26 protein-coding genes and 2 pseudogenes are annotated in these 25,739 nt (G+C 35.2%); 20 read left to right on the top strand and 8 right to left on the bottom strand.

Annotated features, from left to right (window positions below; translation table 11 throughout):
- Positions 1-62 precede the first annotated feature (62 nt).
- The 6 genes from glpD to LMD38_RS21250 all read left to right on the top strand — a co-directional run bounded on the left by glpD (position 63) and on the right by LMD38_RS21250 (position 6,443).
- Positions 63-1,745 carry an aerobic glycerol-3-phosphate dehydrogenase gene (gene glpD, locus LMD38_RS21275; RefSeq protein WP_000672816.1) on the top strand — a complete coding sequence of 561 codons (1,683 nt, stop codon included), beginning with the start codon at positions 63-65 and terminating at the stop codon, positions 1,743-1,745.
- 296 nt (positions 1,746-2,041) lie between these two features.
- Positions 2,042-3,402, top strand: a protein-coding gene (locus LMD38_RS21270) for an IS3-like element ISBce15 family transposase (RefSeq protein WP_085963576.1) whose coding sequence is annotated in 2 segments (ribosomal slippage) — positions 2,042-2,498 and positions 2,498-3,402 — 1,362 coding nt in all. Because the reading frame shifts where the segments join, the coding sequence is not laid out codon by codon here.
- Positions 3,403-3,454: 52 nt separating this feature from the next.
- Positions 3,455-3,679: a hypothetical protein gene (locus LMD38_RS21265; protein ID WP_228920392.1), complete on the top strand. Its 225-nt coding sequence runs from the start codon at positions 3,455-3,457 to the stop codon at positions 3,677-3,679.
- Positions 3,680-4,224: 545 nt separating this feature from the next.
- Positions 4,225-4,758: a sigma-70 family RNA polymerase sigma factor gene (locus LMD38_RS21260; protein ID WP_062821502.1), complete on the top strand. Its 534-nt coding sequence runs from the start codon at positions 4,225-4,227 to the stop codon at positions 4,756-4,758.
- Positions 4,759-4,762: 4 nt separating this feature from the next.
- Positions 4,763-5,170 carry a PadR family transcriptional regulator gene (locus tag LMD38_RS21255; protein WP_062821503.1) on the top strand — a complete coding sequence of 136 codons (408 nt, stop codon included), beginning with the start codon at positions 4,763-4,765 and terminating at the stop codon, positions 5,168-5,170.
- A gap of 7 nt (positions 5,171-5,177) precedes the next feature.
- A complete protein-coding gene (locus LMD38_RS21250) occupies positions 5,178-6,443 on the top strand; it encodes an FtsW/RodA/SpoVE family cell cycle protein (protein WP_062821504.1) in 1,266 nt (421 codons plus the stop codon).
- 101 nt (positions 6,444-6,544) lie between these two features.
- On the opposite strand, the pseudogene LMD38_RS21245 reads toward LMD38_RS21250, so the two are convergent.
- Positions 6,545-6,739, bottom strand: a pseudogene (locus LMD38_RS21245) (hypothetical protein); the annotation flags it as partial.
- A gap of 134 nt (positions 6,740-6,873) precedes the next feature.
- On the opposite strand from LMD38_RS21245, the gene LMD38_RS21240 reads away from it, so the two are divergent.
- Positions 6,874-7,758, top strand: coding sequence for an Rpn family recombination-promoting nuclease/putative transposase (locus LMD38_RS21240; RefSeq protein WP_062821505.1), 885 nt, complete (start codon positions 6,874-6,876; stop codon positions 7,756-7,758).
- Between the two features lie 94 nt (positions 7,759-7,852).
- Here LMD38_RS21240 and helD read toward each other — a convergent pair whose 3' ends face one another.
- The 3 genes from helD to LMD38_RS21225 all read right to left on the bottom strand — a co-directional run bounded on the left by helD (position 7,853) and on the right by LMD38_RS21225 (position 12,130).
- Positions 7,853-10,192, bottom strand: a complete 2,340-nt coding sequence (helD, locus tag LMD38_RS21235; protein WP_062821506.1) for an RNA polymerase recycling motor HelD — start codon at positions 10,190-10,192, stop codon at positions 7,853-7,855.
- Positions 10,193-10,646: 454 nt separating this feature from the next.
- Positions 10,647-11,510: a peptidylprolyl isomerase PrsA gene (gene prsA, locus LMD38_RS21230; protein ID WP_000710071.1), complete on the bottom strand. Its 864-nt coding sequence runs from the start codon at positions 11,508-11,510 to the stop codon at positions 10,647-10,649.
- A gap of 425 nt (positions 11,511-11,935) precedes the next feature.
- A complete protein-coding gene (locus LMD38_RS21225; RefSeq protein ID WP_000172692.1) occupies positions 11,936-12,130 on the bottom strand; it encodes a hypothetical protein in 195 nt (64 codons plus the stop codon).
- A gap of 118 nt (positions 12,131-12,248) precedes the next feature.
- Between LMD38_RS21225 and LMD38_RS21220 the strand changes: the two genes are divergently transcribed.
- Complete coding sequence (locus LMD38_RS21220) at positions 12,249-12,587, top strand: DUF1878 family protein (protein ID WP_000383661.1); 339 nt, start codon at positions 12,249-12,251, stop codon at positions 12,585-12,587.
- A gap of 1 nt (position 12,588) precedes the next feature.
- Here the strand turns inward: LMD38_RS21220 and LMD38_RS21215 are convergent, their stop codons facing one another.
- The 3 genes from LMD38_RS21215 to LMD38_RS21205 all read right to left on the bottom strand — a co-directional run bounded on the left by LMD38_RS21215 (position 12,589) and on the right by LMD38_RS21205 (position 14,416).
- Complete coding sequence (locus LMD38_RS21215; RefSeq protein ID WP_000834918.1) at positions 12,589-13,146, bottom strand: HTH-type transcriptional regulator Hpr; 558 nt, start codon at positions 13,144-13,146, stop codon at positions 12,589-12,591.
- A 298-nt stretch (positions 13,147-13,444) separates the two neighbouring features.
- Positions 13,445-13,807 (bottom strand): YtxH domain-containing protein, encoded by a 363-nt coding sequence (locus tag LMD38_RS21210; RefSeq protein WP_000030301.1) that lies wholly within the window; start codon positions 13,805-13,807, stop codon positions 13,445-13,447.
- 174 nt (positions 13,808-13,981) lie between these two features.
- Positions 13,982-14,416 carry an HIT family protein gene (locus LMD38_RS21205; RefSeq protein WP_001016840.1) on the bottom strand — a complete coding sequence of 145 codons (435 nt, stop codon included), beginning with the start codon at positions 14,414-14,416 and terminating at the stop codon, positions 13,982-13,984.
- A gap of 560 nt (positions 14,417-14,976) precedes the next feature.
- Between LMD38_RS21205 and ecsA the strand changes: the two genes are divergently transcribed.
- Genes ecsA through ecsC form a run of 3 tightly spaced genes read left to right on the top strand, consistent with a single transcriptional unit; the run spans position 14,977 to position 17,645 of the window.
- The gene (ecsA, locus tag LMD38_RS21200) at positions 14,977-15,720 is read left to right on the top strand and encodes an ABC transporter ATP-binding protein EcsA (protein ID WP_001292602.1); all 744 of its coding nucleotides are present in this window, start codon (positions 14,977-14,979) and stop codon (positions 15,718-15,720) included.
- Positions 15,713-16,924, top strand: a complete 1,212-nt coding sequence (ecsB, locus tag LMD38_RS21195) for an ABC transporter permease EcsB (RefSeq protein WP_016716713.1) — start codon at positions 15,713-15,715, stop codon at positions 16,922-16,924. The genes ecsA and ecsB overlap by 8 nt, the downstream gene beginning before the upstream one ends.
- Positions 16,925-16,937: 13 nt before the next feature.
- The gene (gene ecsC, locus LMD38_RS21190; RefSeq protein WP_228919976.1) at positions 16,938-17,645 is read left to right on the top strand and encodes an ecs operon protein EcsC; all 708 of its coding nucleotides are present in this window, start codon (positions 16,938-16,940) and stop codon (positions 17,643-17,645) included.
- Between the two features lie 40 nt (positions 17,646-17,685).
- Here ecsC and LMD38_RS21185 read toward each other — a convergent pair whose 3' ends face one another.
- Positions 17,686-17,829: a YjcZ family sporulation protein gene (locus LMD38_RS21185; RefSeq protein WP_080454313.1), complete on the bottom strand. Its 144-nt coding sequence runs from the start codon at positions 17,827-17,829 to the stop codon at positions 17,686-17,688.
- A gap of 155 nt (positions 17,830-17,984) precedes the next feature.
- Between LMD38_RS21185 and LMD38_RS21180 the strand changes: the two genes are divergently transcribed.
- The 9 genes and pseudogenes from LMD38_RS21180 (at position 17,985) to LMD38_RS21140 (ending at position 25,723) form a co-directional block, all read left to right on the top strand.
- Positions 17,985-18,566: a TetR/AcrR family transcriptional regulator gene (locus LMD38_RS21180; RefSeq protein WP_016716714.1), complete on the top strand. Its 582-nt coding sequence runs from the start codon at positions 17,985-17,987 to the stop codon at positions 18,564-18,566.
- 2 nt (positions 18,567-18,568) lie between these two features.
- On the top strand, positions 18,569-18,736 hold the full coding sequence (locus LMD38_RS21175) for a hypothetical protein (RefSeq protein ID WP_016716715.1): 168 nt from the start codon (positions 18,569-18,571) through the stop codon (positions 18,734-18,736).
- A gap of 79 nt (positions 18,737-18,815) precedes the next feature.
- Positions 18,816-19,292: a PH domain-containing protein gene (locus LMD38_RS21170; protein ID WP_000433534.1), complete on the top strand. Its 477-nt coding sequence runs from the start codon at positions 18,816-18,818 to the stop codon at positions 19,290-19,292.
- Positions 19,285-20,727, top strand: coding sequence for a PH domain-containing protein (locus LMD38_RS21165; protein ID WP_062821508.1), 1,443 nt, complete (start codon positions 19,285-19,287; stop codon positions 20,725-20,727). Before LMD38_RS21170 ends, LMD38_RS21165 begins: the two co-directional genes overlap by 8 nt.
- A gap of 766 nt (positions 20,728-21,493) precedes the next feature.
- A complete protein-coding gene (locus LMD38_RS21160; protein ID WP_062821509.1) occupies positions 21,494-22,027 on the top strand; it encodes a hypothetical protein in 534 nt (177 codons plus the stop codon).
- Between the two features lie 182 nt (positions 22,028-22,209).
- Positions 22,210-22,524, top strand: a pseudogene (locus LMD38_RS21155) (L,D-transpeptidase family protein); the annotation flags it as partial.
- Between the two features lie 639 nt (positions 22,525-23,163).
- A complete protein-coding gene (locus tag LMD38_RS21150; protein ID WP_000402488.1) occupies positions 23,164-23,535 on the top strand; it encodes a DUF1304 domain-containing protein in 372 nt (123 codons plus the stop codon).
- Positions 23,536-24,186: 651 nt separating this feature from the next.
- Positions 24,187-25,179, top strand: a complete 993-nt coding sequence (locus LMD38_RS21145) for a hypothetical protein (protein ID WP_062821510.1) — start codon at positions 24,187-24,189, stop codon at positions 25,177-25,179.
- A 247-nt stretch (positions 25,180-25,426) separates the two neighbouring features.
- On the top strand, positions 25,427-25,723 hold the full coding sequence (locus tag LMD38_RS21140; protein WP_016716722.1) for a hypothetical protein: 297 nt from the start codon (positions 25,427-25,429) through the stop codon (positions 25,721-25,723).
- Positions 25,724-25,739: the final 16 nt, after the last annotated feature.

The following is a 25,739-nucleotide window of genomic DNA, read 5'->3' as shown; positions in this document are numbered from 1 at the left end:
AGAGGCGAAATCTATAGCGGAGTTTGTGGTCTCTTTTTTCGTTATCAAAGGGAGGAATTACCATGAAATTTTCAAGTAAACAACGTAAAGACGTATTAAACGGAGTAAATAAACAAGAATTAGATGTGATCGTAATTGGTGGAGGTATTACTGGTTCTGGTATTGCATTAGATGGAGCAACACGCGGGTTATCAACAATTGTGTTTGAAATGCAGGACTTTGCAGCAGGTACATCAAGTCGTTCAACGAAGCTTGTACACGGTGGTCTACGTTATTTAAAACAACTTGAAGTGAAAATGGTAGCAGAGGTGGGGAAAGAGCGTGCGATCGTATATGAGAACGGTCCCCATGTAACAACACCAGAGTGGATGTTACTTCCGTTCCATACAGGCGGTACGTTCGGATCATTCAGTACATCAATTGGTCTTCGTGTATACGACTTCTTAGCAGGTGTAAAACGAAGCGAGCGCAGAAAAATGTTTAACCGTGAAGAAACGCTGAAGAAAGAGCCTCTTGTAAAACAAGAAGGATTAAAAGGCGGCGGTTACTACGTAGAATATCGTACAGACGATGCGCGTCTTACAATTGAAGTAATGAAAGAAGCAATTGAGCACGGTGCAAAAGCTGTTAACTATGCAAAAGTAGATAGTTTCTTATATAAAGATGGAAAAGTATGTGGTGTACGTGTAATCGATTTACTAGATGGTGAAGTATACGAAGTTTACGGTAAGAAAATTGTAAACGCAGCTGGTCCTTGGGTAGATACACTTCGTGAAAAAGATAACTCGAAAAAAGGAAAAGTACTTCAGTTATCAAAAGGTGTTCACTTAGTAATTGACCAAAAACGTTTCCCATTAGGGCAAGCAATTTATTTCGATACACCAGATAAACGTATGGTATTCGCGATTCCGCGCGGCGGGAAAACTTATGTAGGTACAACAGATACGTTCTATGATAAAGACGCAGCTGTACCACAAATGACAACAGAAGATCGCACGTACATTATTAATGCGATTAACTACATGTTCCCAAGCGTAAAAATTACGGAAAAAGACATCGAATCAAGCTGGGCTGGTGTTCGTCCGTTAATTTACGAAGAAGGTAAGAGTGCATCTGAAATTTCTCGTAAAGACGAAATTTGGACTTCTGAATCTGGTTTAATTACAATCGCAGGTGGTAAATTAACAGGATACCGCAAAATGGCTGAAATGGTAGTAGACTACGTAACGAACTTACTACAAAAAGAAGGCCATAGTGCATATCCGAAGAGCACAACGAAACATATGCCAATCTCTGGTGGACATGTAGATGGTTCTAAAGGATTACCAGCATTTATCGCGAAAAAAGCAGGCGAGGGTACGAAATACGGTTTAACGACAGCACAAGCAGAAGAATTCGCGAAATTCTATGGCTCTAACGTAGACGTACTGTTCGAATTAGCGAAAAAACATAAAGACGAAGCGAAAGAATACAACATGCCGCTAGACGTTCTAATCCCACTTGTATACGCAATGGATTACGAAATGACAGCAAAACCAGTCGACTTCTTCGTACGCCGCAGAGGCGCTGTATTCTTCAACATCCACTGGGTATACGAGTGGAAAGAAGCAGTAATCAACTACATGGCTGCAAAACTAGGCTGGAGTAAAGAAGAGCAAATGAAATACACAGCAGAACTAGAAAAAGCATTAACAGACGCTGTCATTCCTGTAGATCAACAAGAGCATGCAGCTGCATTAGCGTAAAATAGAGAAACACCTGAAGAGAAACTCTTTAGGTGTTTTTTATCTTGACTAAAAATAAATAAAATGTGTTACAATGATGGTAAAGTATATAGTATGAATTTTGCATAAAATAAAGAAGACAGAAGCCTGAGAAACTTCTGCCTTTGTAACCTAACTTGCTATTGTGGTGGTAGTAGGTGCGGTTATAAGAAAATTACATTAACGTTTTAGCCGAGAACCGCCCTTACCTTTTCCACGAAGTGAACCGCACCCAATTTGTTAGACAAATAACTAACAATTGGAGGTGCGGTTTTATTATGTCTAGAAAATATAAATTCGAATTAAAAAGAAATGCCGTTGAACATTATTTAAATACAAATGATTCTTTTAAAGTGACTGCCAAAAAATATCAAGTCAGTATATCGTTATTAAAAGAGTGGGTGGCACGTACTAGAGAACAAGGAATAGAGTCCTTAAACTCTAAATGTACAAGGTATGACATTCAGTTTAAAATGGAAGTATTGAATTTTATGAACAATACAGGAGCTTCGCCCCTACAAGCGGCCGCTATGTTCAACGTTCCATCTCCTCGTACCGTTAGGAAGTGGCGATCAATGCTAGAATCACAGGGGATAGATGCTCTTCGTAAAACAAGTAAGGGGTACTCCACTGTGAAGAAGAAACAGGCTATTGCACCTAAGAAAAAACAAAATATTAACTCTCAAAATGATTTACAAAAAGAAATTGAATACTTACGCATGGAAAATGCTTATTTAAAAAAGTTACACGCCTTAATTCAACAAAAACAACAATCTCTGAAAAAGACAAAGCACACATAATATATGAGTTAAGGCATGAATATAAAATTATCGACTTGATTAAAGCGGCTGAAATGGCTCGTAGTACATATTATTACTGGGTGAAACAAATGAGTCGTGAAGATAAATATAACGAGGTTAAAGAAAGTATTAAGCAGATTTTTCAGGAACACCAAGGGCGATATGGCTATAGGCGTATCACACTTGAATTACGTAATCAGGGCTATACCATTAACCACAAAACCGTCCTTCGCTTAATGAATCAATTAGGGTTAAAATCGTTGGTAAGAATCACTAAATACCGCTCTTATCGCGGGAAGGTTGGGAAGGTAGCGCCAAATGTCTTGAAGCGTGATTTCAAGGCCTCTAAGCCTAATGAAAAGTGGGTTACAGATGTTACTGAAGTTCATTTGTTTGGTGAAAAACTCTACCTATCTCCTATTCTAGACTTGTTTAATGGTGAGATTATTTCCTATAATATTGAGAAACGCCCTACATTCCTTCTAGTCGAAAGGATGTTAGATAAGGCTTTAAAATGCTTGGATAAAGAAGATACTCCTATCCTTCATTCAGATCAAGGTTGGCACTATCAAATGGATAGATATCAATATATTTTAAGAGAAAATAATATAACTCAAAGTATGTCCCGTAAGGGAAATTGCTTAGATAATGCAGTCATTGAAAATTTCTTTGGCTTATTAAAATCTGAATTACTTTATCTTAAAGATTTTGAAAGTATGGAACACTTTAGGGAAGAACTAGAGAATTATATTTATTATTACAATAATAAAAGGATTAAGGCAAAATTAAAAGGATTGCCTCCTGTAAAATACAGAATTCAATCCTTATTAGCTGCTTAAATATATGTCTAACTTTTCGGGTCCAGTTCAAAGCAGGGTGGTTCTCGCTTTTTTGTATACAGAAATTAGCCACGGACCGACGTATCTTCTACCGATGACAATGCCAGCTCCGGTTAGGATACCGTACATTAATTTCATTACAAACATCGCGATCATATTATCACCTCCCCCTTTTTTCGAAATGGAAGAGATGATTGCCACACCTACTAGTTATAGCTTATTAAGTTACAGTTTAATTGTATTATGTTTTAAAATAGGGAACAAGACAAATGGATGAAAAGCCCTAGTTTTAAATGGTTGGTTTGTCATAACCAACTTTATTTCTTGTTAAATAAACATAACTAAAAAATAAGGATACTGATAACAACATTCAAATGAAATACACGGCAGAACTAGAAAAGCAATAAATCAACAAGAACAAACAGCTGCGTTATGTATAGAACTTCAAATACTACACTTGTATGAAGAATGTATCGGTTTTGATATTATCGATCCATCTTTGTATGGCCATGAAATATTAGATTTTTTAAGTGAGTGTTAGAAAGAAGGAGGACTCGATTAAATCGGTTCTCTTTTTCATTTAGCGATGAGGGGGAATCTTGAAGATAGAAAAACTAAGCCCCCCTTATTACAAACCTAAAAAGCGCCTTGGGAGAGAGGCGCTCTTTAGGTGAATGTATTGTAACGACTATTCGGTTTATTATATGTAAGTTGCTGAGGAAGTGTTTTATAAAAAACGTTATTACCCTCTGTATTTTTTTGTAAATTTATAAAACTTTTCCATACAGTGCGTCGTCTAATATATGGGAAGGAGGAAATGATGTGGATGAATTAATGATAGAAGCGTTTGAAATAGAAGATAAGGAACTCCTTATCGATGAAATTATGAACAAGTATGGACAAGAAGTCTTGCAGCTTGTGTATTCATATGTAAACAATAAAGAAATTGCTGAGGATGTAACGCAAGATATATTTATGAAATGCTATAAATCTCTTCATACATACAAAGGGAAGTCGAATGTGAAAACGTGGTTATGGAGAATTGCGATTAATCAATGTAAGGACTATATAAAAAGTTGGTATAACAAAAAGGTGATCGTGACAGAGGATGAATCTGCTTATATGGGGGTTCAAAATGATAGTGTCGAACAAACTGTTATGCAAAATGCCGAGGACCGTGAGCTCGCGTCTGCAGTAATGAATTTACCGATCAAATATCGAGAAGTCATTTATCTATTTTATTATGAAGAATTATCAATTAAAGAGATTGCTACAGTAATAGAGATAAAGGAAAACACGATAAAAACGAGACTGAAAAAAGCGAAGGAGCTTTTGAAGAAAGGATTGGAGGAATAATCAAATGGAAGATCGATTAAAAGGCCTGCGAAAATCAATGGAGAATAAAACGTTTAAACATTTGAGTTTTTCTGATCAACATCGAAAGCAGGTGCACGAAAAAATCAATGCTTCGAACGAGAAGGAAGAGGACATCTCGTTAGCGATTTTACAACTCCTCAGTAATGAAAAAACAGGATACGAATTGTCACAGCTGCTACGAGGAAGAGGGATTCGAAAATTCGAAGGAAATGAAGGGTTTTTATATACCGTATTACATCGTCTAGAGCAGAATCGTTTTATTCAATCAAGTTGGGATCATGAAGGAGCCAAATATTATCAATTAAATGATAAAGGAAGAAAGATGCTGCGAAAGGCAGAAAAAAATGCTACGAAGGTACAATTTATACTAAAAGGCTTAGTACAGGAGTGAGGCGGAATTGAATAAAAAAGGGGATCGTTTTGTAAGCGAAGTTACGAATCATATTAAATCAAATGAAGCAAAGAGCTTTGTAGCAACGGAACTAGATTTTCACCTAAAACAGGCGAAGAACACATGGATAGAAAAAGGTTTGAGTGAGGAGGTCGCTGAAAATAAAGCAGTGGAACAAATGGGAAGTCCAATTAAACTAGGGCAAGAACTTAATAAACTTCATAAGCCAAAGGTGGATTGGTTTTTACTTATTTTATTAGTGGCTGCTATGGGGTTAGGTTTTTTACCGGTTTTAGTTTTTGAATATACGAATGATGTAATAATAAATAAGGTGATATTTGTTATTCTCGGTGTTGTAACAGCGATTGGGATGATGTTACTTGATTATCGGAAATTAGAGAGAATGGGATGGTTGTTTTATATAATCGGAGTAGTTATCCTGTTAATGCTATACTGTTTTCCAAACGCTTCAATGATTGGAGAACCGTTAATACAAATCGGCCCAATTGCAATTGACTGTCTAATGGCAGTGCCTTTCTTTTTTCTAGCTTGGGCTTCTTTTTTTAATGATAGTAGGTTAAAGATTATACATCTTGTGGTTTTATATTTATTTTCTTTGTATTTATTTTTAATTGTATCCACCCTTTCGTCAATTTTTATCTATATTACGATGGTATTCGTTATGCTTTGGTGGAGTAAGCTAGGAAAGAAAACGTCGTTGATTATTACGATTGTACCTATTTGTTTATTTATGATCAAGGTATCCGTATCATGGTCTTCAGGATACCACCTAGATAGACTTTTAGGGTATTTAAATCCTGAGAGTGATGCAGGTGGCGCAGGATTTATGTATATACGATTAAAAGAGGTAATGTCATCAGCAGGTTGGTTTGGTACATCTGGAGATACAAAATTCATCCCTGCTCCGGATACTGATTTTGTATTTGCAAGTTTGACTTACTATTATGGGTATTGGCTTGCGTTAATTCTTGTCTTCGTTCTTTCTCTTTTTGTAGCAAGATTAATAGTCATCTCTTATAAAGTAAATGATCGGTACGGTAAATTGCTGCTCGTTGGTGGATTGACTCTTTTTGTATTCCAGTTCATTTATAATGTTGGGATGATACTAGGATTATTGCCGCTTGCTGCTATATCCTTACCTTTTATTAGTTACGGATTAACGCCGACTGTATTTCATGCGCTTATAATGGGGATTGTGCTGAGTGTGTATAGACGTAAGGGTGTTTCATTCAGAATGAGAAAAACACCTTGATACTTATATAAGTTGCATATAAAAGAATGCATTATTATGATCAAGTACAAACGTAAATAGATAGCAAAAGGGGGTTATGATAAATAACCCTCTTTTCGTGTTTAAATAAGTGCACTTGCTTTTATAGAAGTACATAATTCAGAATGAGAAATTGATTCAGCTAGTTGTTGTAAATAGGCGTATTCTTCCGCATCTTTTTCGGAAGTGTTAGGATCTAGTAAAGGTGAGGATAGAAGTACGTCAATCGTAAGAATGTCTGCATCGTGAGAAGTGATGTGATAACCTGCAAAAACAGGTCATTTTAAGAAATTTAAGTAAGTGCTTGTTTGTATGCGTATCACTATTTTATGTACAATAAAAGAAAAGAAAAGAAAAGAAAAGAAAAGAAAAGAAAAGAAAAGCCTCTTATGAGATGGGGAGAGAACATTTTATGTTCAGCCAACAATTAGTGAATTTACGCATTGATTTTGCTTTTAAACAATTATTTGGCACAAGTGGAAATGAAGATATTTTAATTGCTTTTTTAAATGCGATGTTACAGGATTCTTTAGAATCACCCATTGTTTCGTTACAATTCGCAAATCCACATTTACACAGGGAACATGAAGAAGATAAGTTATCTATCTTAGATATTTCAGCTACATTAGACACAGGAACAAAAGTCAATGTAGAAATACAACTCAATAATAATCATGATATGATTAAACGCAGTTTATATTATTGGGGAAGGTTATACACAGCTCAACTTCAAAAGGGAATGCCATACAGCTCTCTTCATAAAACAATTACAATCAATTGGTTAAATTTCGTTATGTTTCCTGAATACGAGGCATTCCATACAACAGGAGTTTTATGGAATCGCCAACAACATAAAATGTTGAGTAGTCATATCGAAGTTCACATCGTAGAGATTTCGAAACTTATGCAACAGTGGCGGAATGAACAAGTAAATCCTTGGGAAGATTTGTTTGTTCGTTGGTTATTATTACTTCCGGCAAACGAGGATGAACAACTAACCCAAACATTGGAGGACATTGCGATGAACCAAGATCCGATTTTACAAAAAGCGATGAATAAATGGGAGCGTATGAGTCAAGATTCTTCTTTCCGACAAGCATATGAGGCAAGAGAGAAAGCTTTGATGGATGAAGCCGCAAAGTTCGCTCATGCTCGTAATGAAGGAAAGAAAGAGGGGATTGAAGAAGGTAAGATTCAATTAATTCGTGGAATGCATAAAAATGGAATGACAATCGAAGATATTGCAAAGTTTACAAATTTACGTTTAGAAGAAATACGAAGCATTTTACAAGTCTAAATGATAAAAAGAACACCTCCATTGAATTTGCATACTTAATATGCGAATTCGGGAGGTGTTCTAATATGTGTCCCGTTTTCGGGGTTCACTTCAATTATCGAGGTGTTTTCATTATAAGCTCAAAACTCTCCGCATCAGCCCCAAGTATAAAAGGACTAACCTCGCCAACGCTATAAAGTTGCAATTCATGCATCGCGCGTGTACAAGCAGTATAGAACAATCTACGAACGCTCTCATCGCTGTATACATCTTTAGAAGCATTGTAAATAATAACAGCATCAAATTCGATACCTTTCGCTAAGTAAGCAGGGATCACGACGATACCTTGCTCATAATCGGCTGAGTTACTCTTCACGAGTTTAATATTCTCGATATGACTAAGCGCTTCGTAAGCAGCGGCACTTTCAGCTGCAGATTTACATATAATTGCGATCGTATTGTGCTGCTCTTTTTGTAGTTCAGCAACTTTGGCAGTAATATGTTTGTGCAGTTCTCTATCATTTGATACTTTCGTTACTGTAGGTTTCTCGCCGTCACGTTCAAAGGCGTGAATGTTCTTTCCTTCTGGTACGAGAGCACGTGTAAATTCAATGATTGGTTTTGTTGAGCGATAGCTACGAGTTAAGTTAATGCCGTTTGTTTCGTCTGGCCCGTATAAATTCGTAAGTGTATCGAAATTCACTGTTTCACTCGCATGGGCAAATATCGCTTGGTTAAAGTCTCCGAGTACCGTCATTCTCGCAGCAGGGAAGAGACGTTTTAAAAACTCGAACTGGAACGGTGAATAATCTTGCGCTTCGTCAACGAGTACGTGTTTAATCGATCTGTTCGTTTGGAAGCCTTCAATTAATTCTTTTAAAAGTAAAAATGGAGTCGCATCCTCGTAATATAACTTTCCTTCATCGAGCATGTTCACCGTTAAGGAGCAAATGTCATCCCATTCTTTCGGTTTTTCTCCCATAACCCATGATGCATCTGTGAAAAGTTGTTTATATATGCCCGTGAAATTGATAAAGCGTAATGTTTGAACGCCTTTACGCAGTGGCTTCAATTTTTTACGGACAATCATACGTCCAAGTACTCTCGTTTCTTTTTCAAAATCTTGAAAGGAGTTGTCGTCAAACTCACCTTTTTTTTGTAAATATTTATAAGCCTTTTGATATTCATCTTTACTAAGTAATTCAATTTCCTCTTCTACCCAGGGCTTTTTCAGTTCTGTTTTTTCAATTTCATCTATTTGTTTATTTAGCCAATCCGTTAACTTTTCAATTCGATTATGGAAGCGGAGGGAGGAATCGGTATTGTAAAACTGCTCTGTAATTTCTTTAGCAGAAACAATTAACTTTCCTCTAAATTTCATTCCCCTAAATAGCATGCCTGAAGATTCAAGAGATTCTCTGTACGCTCGAATCATTTCGAAAAATTGAGTAGATGCCTTAAATCGGATGCTCGCATTTCTCGTTTTATAGGTAGGGCTATTCGTTTCAGTTAGCATATATTCTAATTGCTCATAAGGATCTTCAACATCAAATGACTTGCTTAGTCTATGGTTTAAATATTCTTGGAATGTCACTTGCTGCATATTTTCTTCGCCGAGTTCAGGTAGTACGTTAGATACGTAGCTATTGAACATAGAGTTAGGGGAGAAGAGAATAATTTGATCCGCTTTTAGCCATTCGCGATATTTATATAGTAAGTAGGCGATTCGCTGAAGGGCAGCAGATGTTTTACCACTACCAGCAGCTCCTTGCACGATAAGAAGTCGGCCTTCATCGTGACGAATAATTTCATTTTGCTCGCGCTGAATTGTAGCAACGATACTTTGCATATGTTTGTTTGTGCCTTTTCCGAGCGCTTGTTGCAAGATCTCATCACCAATTGTAAGGCTCGTATCGAACATAGAATCAATCTTGCCATTTTGAATAATGTATTGTAATTTTTTCTCCACATTACCGTGAATTACGCCTCCTGGTGTACTGTATTCAGCCGGTCCTGGTGGATAATCGTAGTACACACTTGAAATGGGTGCGCGCCAGTCATATATAAGAAAGTTTTCTCCGCTTGCATCAGTAAGCGTGGCTACACCGATATAAATTTTCTCCGCAGCAGATTCTCCTTCTTCTTTAAAATCAATTCGTCCAAAATAAGGTGCTTTATGCATGCGTCTTAATGCGGCAAGTCGATTAAAGGTGTGCTTATGAGTAATTTGTGTGACAGCTAGTGACTGAGCTTGTTGCCTTAAGTTGATAACTGTTTCCAGATAATCATCAAAAGTATCCGTGTTCACTTTCACATCATCCCAAAAGTGTTTACGAATATTGATTACTTCTGCCCGGCGTCTGCCAGTTTCGTTTTCCAGTTTATCAATTTGCTCCGTAATCGTTTCTATTACGGTATCCAATCGTTTTTGCTCTAAATCAAGTTTTTTGTTCATACGGTAAGCACTCCTTTAAAAGTGAAAAATAGGGGTTGACTGAAGATGTGTTTTGGTGTAAAATTAAGATACGGATAAATACGTTCTTTGTATTTTATAAAATGTGTTTCTGTACTAATTTAACATAGTTTTTTAATTTAATCAATGATAATAAGATAAACCTTGGTTCCATGCTACGTGGATCAAGGTTTTTTTGTGTTTTAAGAGGGATTCGCGGTTATTGTCGGTTTCTGTCGGTAAGTCGATATATTATGAAAATCGCCGATATAATTGGAGTTGCGCCGATATAATTGAAAAATCGCCGATATAATTGGAGTTGCGGTCGATATAATTGAAAAATCGCTGATATAATTTATTCAAAGGACCAACTATATAATTTCATTTATCGAATCCGGACGTAACGTACCACAAAAGAGGGCAAATAAAAAAGCTCGGGTTAATCCCGAGCTTTTCATTATTTCTTTTCGTCTTTCTTAGCGTCAGCTTTTTGCTCTTTGAAAAGATCTTTTAAATCTTTATCGTCAACTTTTACGTCAGCTTTTTTGATTTCTTTCATCATAAGATCGTTCATGAATTCGCCATCTTGTGCTTTCTTTTGAACGATTTCTTTTTTGATGTCAGCTTTAGATTGTTCGAATGATTTTTCTGGCTCTTTAATGTCTGTTACTTTAATGATGTGGTAACCGAATTGTGATTTCACAGGTTCGCTTACTTCATCTTTTTTCAGCTTGTAAGCAGCCTCTTCGAATTCTTTAACCATTTTGCCAGGTCCGAAGAATCCTAAGTCTCCACCTTTTTCTTTTGAACCAGTATCTTCAGAGTATTGTTTTGCTAACTCTTCGAAAGATTTACCTTGTCCAAGTTCTTCTTTTACCTTTTTCGCAGTTGCTTCATCTTTTACAAGAATGTGGCTTGCTTTAATTTCAGGCTTGTAGTTATCTTTCAATTCTTTATCAGTGATTGTTTTCTCAATAGCTTTTTCTTGCGCTAATTGAGCACGTACACCAGTTTTTAACGTTTCTTCTTTAATACCTTGTTGTTTTAATAGTGTATCGAATTGATCACCGTATTGTTTTTTCATTTCATCGAACTTTTTGTCTACTTCTTTGTCTTCAACTTTGTAGTTTTTAATAAGTACTTTTTCCATAACCATGTTATTTAGTACTTGTTTACCAGCTTGTGTTTTCATTTGCTCGTAGAATTCTTCTTTTGTAATGTCACCAGCTTTAGATGTAACGATTTTGTCTGATGATGATGTTCCACATGCTGATAATGCGATTACACTTGTTGCGGCTAAGGCAAGCATAGCTTTCTTCATTCGATAAACACTCCTACTATTATGTATTTTTAATTTATCCTATACCAATGAATTTTAGTTCATCAGAGCCCGATTAAGTCTCACTGATACTTTTGCTTTTTTTGTTGGTAAAGCGCGCTTAACAGGGCTTACCGAGGCTTTAGGATAAAGTTAAGATGCGTGTCATGTATTTCATAGTATAAGCAATATGTACAAAATTTAATATATCATATTTCGACGTGTTTTCATATTGATAAAGAAAAATTAACCAGTACGTGTCAGATTTTGAAGGTGTACCATATTGGGCGTATGCCGCATATACAGAATAGAGGAGGGGATAGGGATGAATTCTCAACTTATTTTATTACTTGTACTGTTTATTTTATTGGTTATAGTAGGTATAATTTGCTTATAGAGGAAAAAAGTGAGGAAGGGGCTTTCCTTCCTCACTTTCCATGAAATATAATTTCTATATAACTAGAAATTAATAAAATTGTTATACATACATTAATAACCCGAAAGACACCGGGTTGGCGGCTCGCAGATATTTGTTTTCGTTCACACAGTGTATGTGTCATGAAATTCGTGTAAAATATAACAAGAAGTGCGAATGCGACAAAAACAACTGTTATAAGTGTCATGAGGCGAGACCTCCTTTTGGCTAAAATACATATACTTTATATATTGTATCATACGATATTTTGTTCGTGTTATAAAATTCAGAAATAGAAGACTTTGTGTTAGAAAGTGAGGGAGAAAATGGACGTTGTTAGAAGATTAGAACAAGCTGAATACTACGTAGACCTACTATTTAAAATGATTGATGAAGAAAAGTGTCCATTTTATTCTTTGATCATAAAGAAAAAAGCTCGTAAAAAAGATGTTGAACGTATACTACATCTTTGTGAAAAGCTGAACGAACAATATGTAGCGGAGAAAGCAGAAGGACTTCTTTTGTTCGATGCGCTATTAGATCAATTTGAAAAAGCGCTTCCACATCAGCTCGAAGTACACGAAACTGCGGAAGCGCTAGCAAAACAAGGTTTATTCAAACCGCTTATGAATGAATTCTTAAGCATGATTGCGAAAAATAAATAGATTACTTCTTAACTAACTTCTGATCGGATTCTGTAAAGTTCTCTTCAATATCTTCTAATGATTTCTCAAAAATATCGATGAAGTCTTGTCCGTAAATGTTACGCAAGATAGCAATCAGTTCGATATTTTCTGGGAACTTCCCATAAAAATTACGAAGTGCAAGAGCCCCATTAAACACTGAATTATTTTCAGGGTCATACTCCTCCATTAAGCGAAGTAGTAATTCTTCCCCTTTGTCTGTAATTTCGATGTACGTATTTCGTTTATCATCTTCTTTTTTCGAGAATACAAGATAGCCGCGTTCTTCCAACTTTTTCGAGAAGTTAAACGCCGTTGATACGTGCATAACTCCAAACTTAGCAATCTCAGAAATAGAAGCCCCTTTTAAATGATAAGCGATTGTTAAAATATGATGCTCATTAATGTTTAAATCATAAGGTTTAATCCACATTTGCCAATCTTTCTCTACACATTTCCATAACGCTTTCGATAATTGAGCAATGCGTTGGCTGAAAATCATCGCTTCTTTTACCGAGTAATCTTTTTCTCCACTTTTCATATACTCACCCACTTTAACATTCTTTTTCATTACTATCTATTATGCCAGTAAAATAAAAATTAATAAAGTATTTTTGTGAGAATTGTGAAAATTTTTTAAAAAAACGACATTCTATACAAATCATGCATAACTATGGAAGCGGTTTATAAGTCATGAATACATGTGTTGTCCATACATGTTAAGTGATAACATATATTGTAAATGCATAAAAACACGGCATATCTATGTGATATGCCGTGTTAAGGTCAATTTATATAAAAAATATTTGTTATATGCAAAAAACTAAGCAGGAATTTGTTTACGCTTTTTCCGGAACAGCTTCTTGTAGTTTCTCAATTGATTTTTGAATGTCCAAAATCTCTTGCTCAATATGTCGTTTGTTTTGAGAAATATCTTGCTTCCAGTTAGAAAGTGTATCGTGCATGTCGTCTTTTAATTCTTGGAACACTTCTTTACCTTCTGAAGCAGTTTCAACGATTTGACGTTTTAATAATTTTGTATCAGCTGTAATATCAGCTAAAGTCTTTTTAATATCATTTCCTTTTTCTTTTAACTTACCGCGCATGTCTTTGCCAGAAGAAGGAGTTGAGAAAAGAACAGCTAGTCCAGCAACTGCTCCGCCGCAAATGACACCTGTAATAAAGGATTTAGCTTTTGACATAAAAGGAGACCTCCTTATTTTTTGTTCGTATTCATGATGTGAAAAAATATGCATATCTTTAAGACAAGGGAAAAGTGTATAGTCCCTGGCATCTTAAGTGGAGAAACAAGCCGTGCCATATTTAATCACTTTAGGAAAGTGGCTTGTTATGTATGACTACTTATTATAGTGTCACTATTTCACGCTATTTGCAATTGTACTTGCGATGTTTTGTAAATTTTCCATAGTGTATTCATTTTGATGTGATTTCCAAACAGCACCGAAACCATCGTTTTCACCGTAGCGTGGAATTAAATGAAGGTGGAAGTGGAACACAGTTTGTCCAGCTTTTTCACCGTTGTTGTTAAGTAGGTTAAAGCCAACTGGATTAAACTCTGCTTTAATCGCGTTTGCGATTTTCGGAACGACAGAAAAAATGTGTGATGCGATTTCTGGCGTTAACGCAAAAATGTCTTGTTTGTGAACTTTTGGAATAACAAGAGTATGTCCTTTTGTTACTTGACTAATATCTAAAAATGCAAGCACATGTTCATCTTCGTATACTTTTGAGCAAGGGATTTGCCCGTCAATAATTTTACAAAAAATACAATTGTCCGCTGTATGATTCATTGATCTCATCCTTTCAAATATCCTTAGCCGTATTTTACCATAATTACATAAGAGAACAAACACGAAAAACAGGAAGCTGACTCAGCTTCCTGTTTTCTGAAGAGGGATTGAAAAAGCATTATCGTAATTTACGTTTCGCAGACACCTCATTTATTTAAGAAATGCACGGTAAATCGGCTAAAGTTTCTGCCGTAGACACCCCATTTTCAAGTGAAATGAATTGCAATCTTTTATAAAATGAAATTGTTTATTTTTTAAAACAGTATATGCTCTTTCAGAGACACCCCGTTTCGAAAATGAAACAAATGATCTGGTTATGTGTAAATTTCTTTGTCCAACATGGACACCCCATTTCATGATGACTTCACTATGTTGTTGTACTCATCAATAGGTGGTCGCTTTTTCAATGTGTTCCTTCTTCAATAATTATGATGTCCGCTTTCGTAATAATATATGCGAACAAATTTAAATTTTTTTTGAACGCATCGATACTATGTAGTACAGCGTAATTTTTGGTAAGATAAATATAGAACGAATATAAATGAAGAAAGTGGTGTCGTATGAGCGAGTTATTGCGTGTAGAAAATGTTACAGGAGGATATACGAAACGACCTGTATTAAAAGATGTTTCGTTCTCTGTGAATAAAGGCGAACTTGTCGGCTTAATCGGTTTAAATGGAGCGGGTAAAAGTACGACGATTAAACATATTATCGGTTTAATGGAACCGAAAAAAGGAACTGTCACAATTAATGGGAAAACAATTCGTGATGATATGACAGCGTACCGTTCTAGTTTTTCGTTCATCCCAGAAACACCAGTATTATATGATGAGCTAACGCTAGAAGAACATTTGAAGTTAACAGCGATGGCTTACGGTGTAGATGAAAAACAATATGAAGAACGTGTAGGACAATTATTACAAGAATTTCGTATGAAAAATCGTTTGAAATGGTTTCCGTCTCATTTCTCAAAAGGGATGAAACAAAAAGTAATGATTATGAGTGCATTTTTAGTGGAGCCATCTCTTTATATTGTGGACGAACCGTTCGTTGGGCTTGATCCGTTAGCGATTCAATCACTCCTTCAAATGATGGATCAAATGAAAAAGAGCGGTGCAGGTATTTTAATGAGTACACATATTTTAGCGACAGCAGAGCGTTATTGTGATTCATTCATTATTCTGCATCAAGGCGAAGTAAGAGCGAAGGGAACGTTATCTGAGCTGCAATCACAGTTTCATATGCCAGGTGCAACGTTAGATGATATTTATATTGCATTAACGAAGGAAGAAGATTATGAATAGCACAGCGTTATGGAAAGAACGATTTCGTCACTTTCTACAAGAAGTTCGTACATATAGTAAATACGTATTTAATGATCATTTAAAATTTATTTTCGTATTCATCATCGGCGCAGGAGCGTATTATTACCAGCAATGGTTACAAACGTTAACACCTTCATTTCCGACTGCGCTCGTTATGGCAGTGTTACTTGGACTCGTATTAACGGCCGGATCTATTCAAACGTTATTAAAAGAAGCGGATCTCGTTTACTTACTGCCAGTTGAACAAAAATTAAAACCATATTTTACAAAGGCGTTTCTTTTTACGTTTATGATTCAGTTGTACATAATCGCAATTGTAGCGGCAGCGCTTGCCCCGTTATACTTCCAGCAAATGAAGCAAACAGGAGCGACTTACATATGGATTGTAATCGCGTTTGTCATTGTAAAAGCGTGGAATTTATTTGTAGCGTGGGAAAAGTCATTTTTAACAGATCAAAATATACAAAGAGCCGATTGGTTCATTCGATTTATTTTAAACGCCTTATTTGTGTATTTCCTTGTAGAACGTACTTCCGTTATGTTTATTGGTGGAATCGTCCTTCTCATGGTGTTATACCTTGCGATTATGTATCAAATGGTGAAGGGAAAGCCGTTAAACTGGGAATATTTAATTTCTGAAGAAGGTAAGAAGATGATGCTGTTGTACCGCATCGCGAATATGTTCGTTGATGTACCAGCATTAAAAGAGAGAGTAGCACGTAGAAAATGGCTTGATTTTATTCTTTCAATGATCGGCGAAAAGCGTACATATTTATACTTATATACGAGAACTTTCTTAAGATCTGGTAACTATTTCGGCTTATATGTACGCCTGCTCGTTCTTGGAGGAGTTATTCTTTACTTCATTCCGTTTTTATATGGACGATTTATCGTAAGCCTTATCTTCCTATACTTAATTGGTTATCAGCTATTAACTTTATGGAAACATCACCGCATGAAAATTTGGCTTGATTTGTACCCAGTAGGCGGAGAAGAGAAGAAGAAAGATTTCCTTACTTTATTAAATGCGATCCTTATTACAGGTAGTATTATCTTTACAATCATATTTGTACTTGCGACGAAAGATTTCATAATGACGGGAATTTTATTAGTCGTAAGCATAGTATTTAGTATCGGTTTCGTTTATCAATACGGGGCAAAACGTATTGAGCGTTTAAATTGAAGGGAATGAACCTATGATTACATATGAAGAAAAGGTTATAAAAGAACTGGAGCAGTGGAAAGCTACATTCATGAAAGATTCTTCTATGATGACACGGTTCTCAAAGAAAGTGCAGACGAAAGTACAACAGCTTATTCCGGCGAAAGTACAAAAAGTATTAACGGAAACGATTCGGATGATGGTGCAAACGATTAGCGCCGGATCAAACTTTATAAAGCCGAAATTAAAAGAGACGAACTGGTCATTGCAAAGACGAGACGACGAAGTACGTAAAAAAATGGATGAGTACAAAAAAATAGCAGCGGCAGAAGGAGCAGGGACGGGAGCAGGCGGTATTCTCCTTGGCCTTGCTGACTTTCCGCTTTTACTCGGTATTAAAATTAAATTTTTATTCGATGCAGCAACATTGTACGGATTTGATACGAGCAACAAAGAAGAGCGCCTTTTTATCTTTCACGTTTTCCAGCTTGCCTTTTCAAGTGACGACCACCGAAAAGAAATATGGAAAGCAATCGAAACGTGGGATACAGAAGAAGAAAATCATATGGACTGGGAAAAGTTCCAAACAGAGTACCGAGACTATATCGATTTAGCAAAAATGCTTCAGCTCGTACCAATAATCGGTGCCCCGGTCGGCGCATATGCGAACTATCAATTATTGCAAAGACTTGGAGAAGTAACGATGAATTGTTATCGTATGCGATTGTTGAATAAGGATTAAAAGAAAGGCGTCCTACATGTGTAATGTAGGGCGCCTTTTCTTAGAAGCTAAGTCCGATATAGCTAACTCCAACTATAATCAATACGATAAAAAGTACAATGATGAATGAAAATCCGTTCTTACCAGCTTGTTCAGCTTCACCGCCGCCAGTGCCACCACTACCGCCTTTACCACCAAGTCCCATATGATATCCTCCTTATTGTTATATATTGCTTTTACTTTATAAATTTCTTCATTTTCCAATAAATACCTTCTGAAGCGCTAACTAACTTGAAAATCATTTCGTTTCATTTTATAATTTACTTACCGACCGGTAAGTAAAAATAAGTGAGGTACAGTATGACAAAGAATTTACAAACATCGCAAAACATTGTAGAGGCGTCATTTAAACTTATGGCAGAGCACGGCATTGAGAAGATGAGCCTTTCCATGATTGCGAAAGAGGTAGGTATTTCAAAACCGGCTATTTATTATCATTTCTCTTCTAAAGAAGCGTTAGTGGACTTTTTATTTGAAGAAATTTTTTCTGGGTATCATTTCGTGAGTTATTTTGATAAAGAGCAATATACGAAAGAAAATTTTGCAGAAAAGTTAATCGCAGATGGTTTACATATGCTCTCTGAGTATGAAGGACAAGAAGGAATACTGCGCGTCATAAATGAATTTATCGTAACTGCGGCGCGAAATGAAAAGTATCAGAAACGCTTATTTGAAATACAAGAAGAGTTTTTAAATGGTTTCCACGACTTATTGAAGAAAGGTGTGGAACTTGACGTTGTGTCACAACAGGCAACGGAAGAAAATGCTCATACGTTGGCGCTTGTGATCGATAATATGAGCAACTACATGCTCATGGGATTTCAGTTAAAGTATAAAGAAATTTGGATTCGAAATGTGAAAAAGGTCATGAAGGAGGAATAAAGATGAAAATGCAAAAAAACTGGTGGCTCGGTTTTCTTGGATTTATTGGGATTTATAAAATACCAGGTATGATTGAAGCTTTTCAAGCGGATGGAAATTGGATGAAGTTAATCGGTTTCATTTGGCTACTTTGGTTCGGATATTTTATTCCTGAGAAGAAAGAAGATTAAATTTCAATTTTCTGTAAGGTTACGTAAAATATAGATTGAGACTATTTATATATTAGATTACTAGATTTGGAGTGGTTACATGGAGCCATTGAAAAATGAAATTCACCCTGACATGGTCAAGGTGTGGAAAGTTCGGGCTGTAATAGAAGAAGGGATCGGTATTCTTGTCATTTTAGCTTACCTTTTCCTCATGATAAAGTTTGATTGGTGGGCGTGGATTTTGTACGTGTTAATCGGGTTAACAGTTGCGTTAGCACCATTGGAGTACTTCGTATTCCCAAAACTACGTCAGCGTTATTACAGCTACCAACTAAATGAAGAAGAACTTGAAATTCAGCACGGCCTTTTCGTCGTAAAGCGCGTATTAGTACCGATGATTCGTGTACAGCACGTTACGATTGAACAAGGGCCGATTATGAGAAAATATGGCTTAGCAGAATTGCACATTTCAACAGCAGCAACTTCTCACAGCATCCCAGGCTTAACGATGTATGAAGCAGAAATGTTGAAAATGAAAATTGCAGAATTAGCGAAAGTGAGTGATGAGGATGTATAAGAGGCAGCATCCAATCACGATGTTATTAGAATTAAAAATAACAGACTTTATCCCACTCATTATTTTCATGTTTAGTTTAAACGGAAAATTTCCGTTTTGGTATTTAATTCCCGCTGCATTCGGTTTACTCACCGTTTTTTCAGCGTTTGAAAAATGGTATTACACAACGTATTGGGTTGAAAATAACGTATTACATGTGAAACAAGGTCTCTTTGTGAAGAAGGAGAGCTACTTAAATAAAGAACGTGTGCAAACGATTAATACAAGTTCTAACGTGCTATATCAAATGCTTGGCTTAAAGAAAATTCAAATCGAAACAGCTGGCGGAGGCGATGATGCAGAAGTAAGCTTAGCTGGAATTAAGGAAGATGAGGCGAAGGAGCTTATTTCCTTACTCAATGAGCCAACTCCAGAAGTGAAAGCAGAAGAAATGGTAGACGAAGCAATAGAAAATACAGTAGAAAAAGAAATCATTACAGAAGAAAAACAAACGACAGAATATAAATTGACTTGGAAGGAAATTTTATTAGCCTCTGTTACATCGGGTCAGTTTGGGCTATTATTCTCGTTAATCTTTTTCGTGTATCACCAAGTAGATGAGTATATTCCGAAATGGATAGAGAATAGCGTAAAGTCGTATGTAATGGAACATGACATATATGGCTGGATTTTCATGGTAGCTATTTTGCTTGCCCTTTCGTGGGTTATATCTACAATCGGTTATGCGCTAAAACATGGAGATTTCACAGTAAATCGAAAAAATGACGAAGTCCGCATTTCACAAGGATTACTTGAGAAAAAAGAACTCGTCTTAAAGTTACATCGTATTCAAGGGATTACGATAAAAGAAGGCATTTTCCGTCAAATGTTCGGCTATTGTGCTGTGCAAGTAGAAGTCATTCAAAGTGAGGGGAAAGAGGAGAAAGTTACACTCCATCCAATCATTCGAAAAGATCGAGTACAACAGTTACTCGCGCATTTACAACTACCATACGAACTGAATACAAATATTATTTCATTACCAAAAGCAGCATTACGCCGCTATCTCATTGATAGCTTCATCTTCTTCGCAATGTTAGCTATCCCGCTTATTGGAATAAGTATATACTTTGAAAAGCACTTCATTATGTGGGCACTCATTCCGCTCGCGATTCTCATCTTTACACTTGGATACGCAACATTTAAAACAAATGGTTACAGTGTAAATGGAGAGCAAATTACGCTTGTATATCGCAGCGTCGGAAAATATACCGGACTTGTCAGAAGAAGACACGTCCAATCAATGGAGAAGACGCAATCCTATTTCCAGCGCCGCGCGGATTTATGTACGTATAAGTTTTCCAGTGCATCATCAAGTTATAAATTAGAGCATACGAGAGTAGAGGATGCGGAGAGAATGCAGGATTGGTATAAGAAGAGAATAAGTGAAAATTAAATGGAATGGCTCGTCTTTTGCGGAAGGCGGGCTGTTTTTTTATCCTTTTCGGCAAGAAGACTCCATCTGATTTGTGTTACGGGTGAAACCCAACAATTCAGGTGGAGATGAATTGCTGTCAGAAGGTAGGCTGAACTCTCTTGTTTCGCTCATAGTAATTTTCCCAGTGCTAATGTTTTTTTCGTTTTACGATATAATCTGCATAGATAAGGAGGGAATGGATTGTAAGACAACGAAATTAAACGATGATTATGATTATCATTATAATTCGACTACTTGAGTCAAAAGGAATTACGATGAAGAACATGTTCGCATGTTGTTTCATTTGAAACGTTTTATCTCAGTGGGGGTAGTTGACGAATGGAGTTCGCTCCTAAAACTTTTCTTATAGGGACGTTAGTATTCTTTTAAAAGTATTCATATGATGAAGTATAGGTGGTTTATAAATCAGCAGTTTGTATTTGTTCCAACTTAGGATTAGAAGAGATTGTATAATTACCCATTAGATCGTTCATAAACGTAGCAATCGGAAGGTGGATGTGTTTCTTTTCTTAAATAAAATACTGGCAGTAAATCGATAAATATAAGTGAAAATAAGAAAAATGTCTGAAATACGGACAAGACAATACATATATTCGAGATTGTGGTAAAATAATTATAGACCAACTTTATCCTGATTAGTAAAATTTTAGATTTTATTTGTGATATATTTAAGCATTTGTTGTTAAATGTTGTTTTAATAATATATTTATAAGGTGGAATGGTTATGAAAAAGGAAGAATTTTTGTTGTATTCCGAAAATATAATATTACCAACATTTATTGAATTAGAAGGAAGATATTATCCTACATATGCTAGTAAATTACACCCTTTTTGTATAACTACTTTGGGAGAGCATAATATTACCATCACCCTTTGTGAGGCGCTTAAAATAAAAAAAAAGAAAGAGCCGGTAGAAGAGTTTATGTACAGCGAAATTAGCGATATAGAAATTTCTGTTGTTAAGAAGCCCAACGCGGTTCTTTTCCTTCCTGGAACGAGAATTAGTTTAGACTTAATTCTCAGCTTTGAAAATGGAAGACGTTTACATTTAGAGTGCGAAACTATACGTATTTTGCCACAAATCATAAATCTTTTTTCTAAAAAAAGTATAACGGTTAAAGATCCTTTGAATTTAGAACATATTTTTCTGTCTAAAGATTCTATTGAAGAAGTCTATGAGTATTTAGAAAGCAATCTTGAAAACATGGCTAAGGAAAAAGGAATAAGTATATTTCGATTAAAGCAAACTGAAGATTAATTATACATTTTAATGGATTGGAGGATTTTTAGTGGTTGAGTTTATAGGAAACCTTTTGATTATTTATTTTGTAGTTTAAGACTGATAACACTAATATACATAAATAATAGGATTCCCTTTTGATAATCAAGTGAATTAAATACTATGTAAGAAAATAACGTTGCGAAAGTTTGGAAGCAAAACCAAATCATGTTTGGGTAGATGATTCTAAATCTCCATACTATAATACGCTGCAGGAAAAGCCTGTAAGAGGTAGATGGAAATCAGCTGAAAATATGTATATCCCAGCATATGATTATAGCTTCGTAATTAATTATAATACGGAATCACGTACACCATACAAAGTAAGTGCAATCTTCTTCCATGTTTCTACTTCATGGACAGAAGGATGTACAGATGTAGATAAACAAAATGTGATTGATATTTTAAGATGGATTGATCCAGGGAAAAAACCTGTTATTATTCAAACCCCTGAAAATGAACTGATAAATTATTAAGTTAATAACCTAAAAAAATTTAAGTCTACTTTCATTAGTAGGCTTTTTTGTTAAGTATGAAATTCTTGTTTTGTTGGTGTAATCCCATGCCCATAGAGCTTACAAAATGGACTGGCCCTAAAATAATAAAAATGAGCTTTCTTAATAGAAAAGAAATAAAATTTTCGTTTTTGGAGACAATGAATTATTAATTTGACGATATAGCTGATTCCTTTTATGGAGTTATTAAAAAAACAGTATAGTTTCTAGGGAGCTAACATAGGATTTGAATTGATTTAAAGATGATGGAACAAAATAAAGTGAAACTTTAATCAGTGTGGGTTTTCTTCATCCCCACTGATTATTAGTTGAACTAATCGGACTTTAATGGGCAGTTGATCCCCACCTAAATTCTTTGCTCTCGCTGAATTTTGAGATGGGGGTCTTACTGCCCATTAAAGTGGGATAAAACAAATTGAACAAAAAAAACTTGCAAAACTAAAAGGGGAGTTGTATATTAATTGACATATCAAATATTGATATGTCAATTAATGTTTTAATAAGTAAGAAGGAGGAATTTTTGAAAACGTGTTATTCAGACGATGTCGGATTTTTATATAAGCTATAAGATTAAAGCGAAGATAGAGGGGGCACAATACTGTGGAAATAATCGCAGCTATTTTAGTCGGGATCGTAGCATTAGAACATTTATTTATCATGATCCTCGAAATGTTTTTTATGAATTCAAAAGTGGCAAAACGTGCTTTTAAATTACCTGAGCATTTAGAAGGAGATCGAAACGTAGCCATTATGTTTGCAAACCAAGGTTTATATAATGGATTTTTAGCTGTTGGTCTCATTTGGGGACTTATACTTGGTTTCAATTCAATTGGTTATATGGTTCAATTATTTTTTGTAATGTGTGTGGTAGTAGCAGCTCTGTTCGGCGGTTTCACATCTAATAAATCAATTATTGTGAAACAAGGGCTTCCAGCTATATTAGCGTTGATTGCCCTTTTAATTGTGATATAGAACTAAAGCGTTTGTATAAAAGAACTCATTTTTGAAAAATACGTTATTCTTTCCTCCTGTAGGCTCATAGGAAAGAATAGCGTATTTTTTCTTTTTAAGGGGGTATATCCTTCAATTTAATCAAAAATGTAAATTCTTTTTTTTAGCGTGAGTGTTATGAAAATACGTATTACATTAAGGATTGGAACCGGATTAACGCTTTAAAATATAGAAAGTGGGGAAAATAATGTAAAAAAACTATTGTATGTTTTAAAACCTTGTGTTACATTTGTGTTACAGAGTGGTTACAAAATGTAACTTACATTGCAGTTTGTTTTCTTTTGTTTTTCGGTATGTTACAAAATGAAGTGCGTATCGAATCGTCAGAAGATATATGAAGTTTGAAAAATAAAAATAGTTTTTCTATGTGTATAAGAGTGTGTGTAGTAAAGAGCCTGGTGAGAACTTTGCGCACATTATTAAAATTCCTTTCTGTCTTTAAAAGAAGAAGAAAACCAACTACCAACTATTTAGGAGTTTTAAGTAATGATAGTAAATGAAATGTACTTCCTTTCCCACACACAAAGTACATCTTTACTTTCAGTCTAATTACTACACAGACTTTTATACATATAAAGCTAGTGTTTTAGGGGATATATAGGAGGAGAAAAAATGAAAAAGTTATTAATGGTAATTGGACTTACATTTTTAATGTTAGCTGGATGTAGTAATGGGAATTTTGACAAAGCAATGGATGAAGGAAAGACCGCGTTAACGAATAAAGAATATAAAAATGCCTTATCATCATTTGAAAAAGCGCTAGATGAGAAAAAAGACGATTCGGATGCAAAGATGCTTGTAGAACAAACGAAAGTAATGATTGAAGCTGTGAAGTTAAAAGAAGAAACAAAGGTAGAAGAATCAATCAAGTCATTTGAAAAAGTAGAGAACATGAAGAATGGAAATACTACGCTTGTAAAACAAGCGAAGGAAGAACGAACTGCATTACTAGCTATCTTAGAACAAAAAAAGAAGTATAGTGAGCAACTGACGAAAAGTGAAGAGTTAATAAGTAAGAAAAATTATGCAGAAGCGAAAGAAATATTAAATAAGCTAGTTGCAGAAACAAAAGATAACAAGAATCTTGAAGAATATAATAAAAAAGCGGTAGGATTAGTTACTAAAATGAATGAAGAAGAAAAAACTGCAAAGAATGAAGCAGCAGCGAAGGCACAAAAAACAAATGCAGTAACGAATCAAAAGGTAGCAATAGAAAAGACTCAAAAAACTGAGGCAGAAAAAAATCAAAAGGTAGCAACAGAAAAGACTCAAAAAACTGAGACAGAAAAGAATCAGAAGGTAGTAACAGAAAAGAACCAAACAACTGAGACTGACAAGAATCAAAAGGTAGAAGCAGAAAAGAACCAAAAAGTAGAGACAGGAAAGACTCAAGATGCATTTACTTTTGAGAAAGCGAAAGAATATATTAAAAATGAATATAAAGAAGACTATGATTATACGCTAGAAAATACGCAAGTAGAGAATGGAAAGAAATATTATCAAATTAGAGTGCGTACGACATATAAAATAGAAGGCGCAGCTGGATCAGGATTTACTGGCGTATTTAAAGTATTTGAAGATGGTACAATTGTTGAAGTGCACTAAATTAATGGAAAGGTATCCTCAAAGTGTTTGAGGATACCTTTTTAGCATAAAAAAAGGCATCTAGCAAAAGTACTAGATGCAAATAAAAACACAAGGGAAGACAAAATTCTTCCCTTTTCCCGTAAGTAATTATATCAAAAAATTTATAAAAAACTAGCTTTATTTTTAATATAATTGATGTGTGAAGCTATGAAAGTATAAGATTACACTATTTTTATAGTGTTTTGTTGGAAAAGGAGCCACGTATATGATTAATTTTAAACCAGAAAATTTGAACCAACTATTAAAAGTGATGCTCATTAGTGCGAATAAGTCTTATGATGCGATTAAAGATTATGAATTTACAGGGGAAGCGGTAGTATTCCGTGTAGATTTCGACCATATTGATGTTTCTCTAATGATTGTAGATATGTTAGGAAGATCAGCTTCTAAATTTAACATTTTGCCATTTGCTAAACTAGATACGAATGAGATAGATTACATTCAGTTTCAAGTGTATTCTATTAATGAAGGGAATTTTAAAGAAATAATCGATACGATGTAAAAAACTATAAAGTGAA

The sequence above is a fragment of the Bacillus pacificus genome, assembly GCF_020861345.1.
GTDB classification, from domain to species: Bacteria; Bacillota; Bacilli; order Bacillales; family Bacillaceae_G; genus Bacillus_A; species Bacillus_A pacificus.
This window is presented reverse-complemented; position numbering and strand designations above follow the sequence as displayed.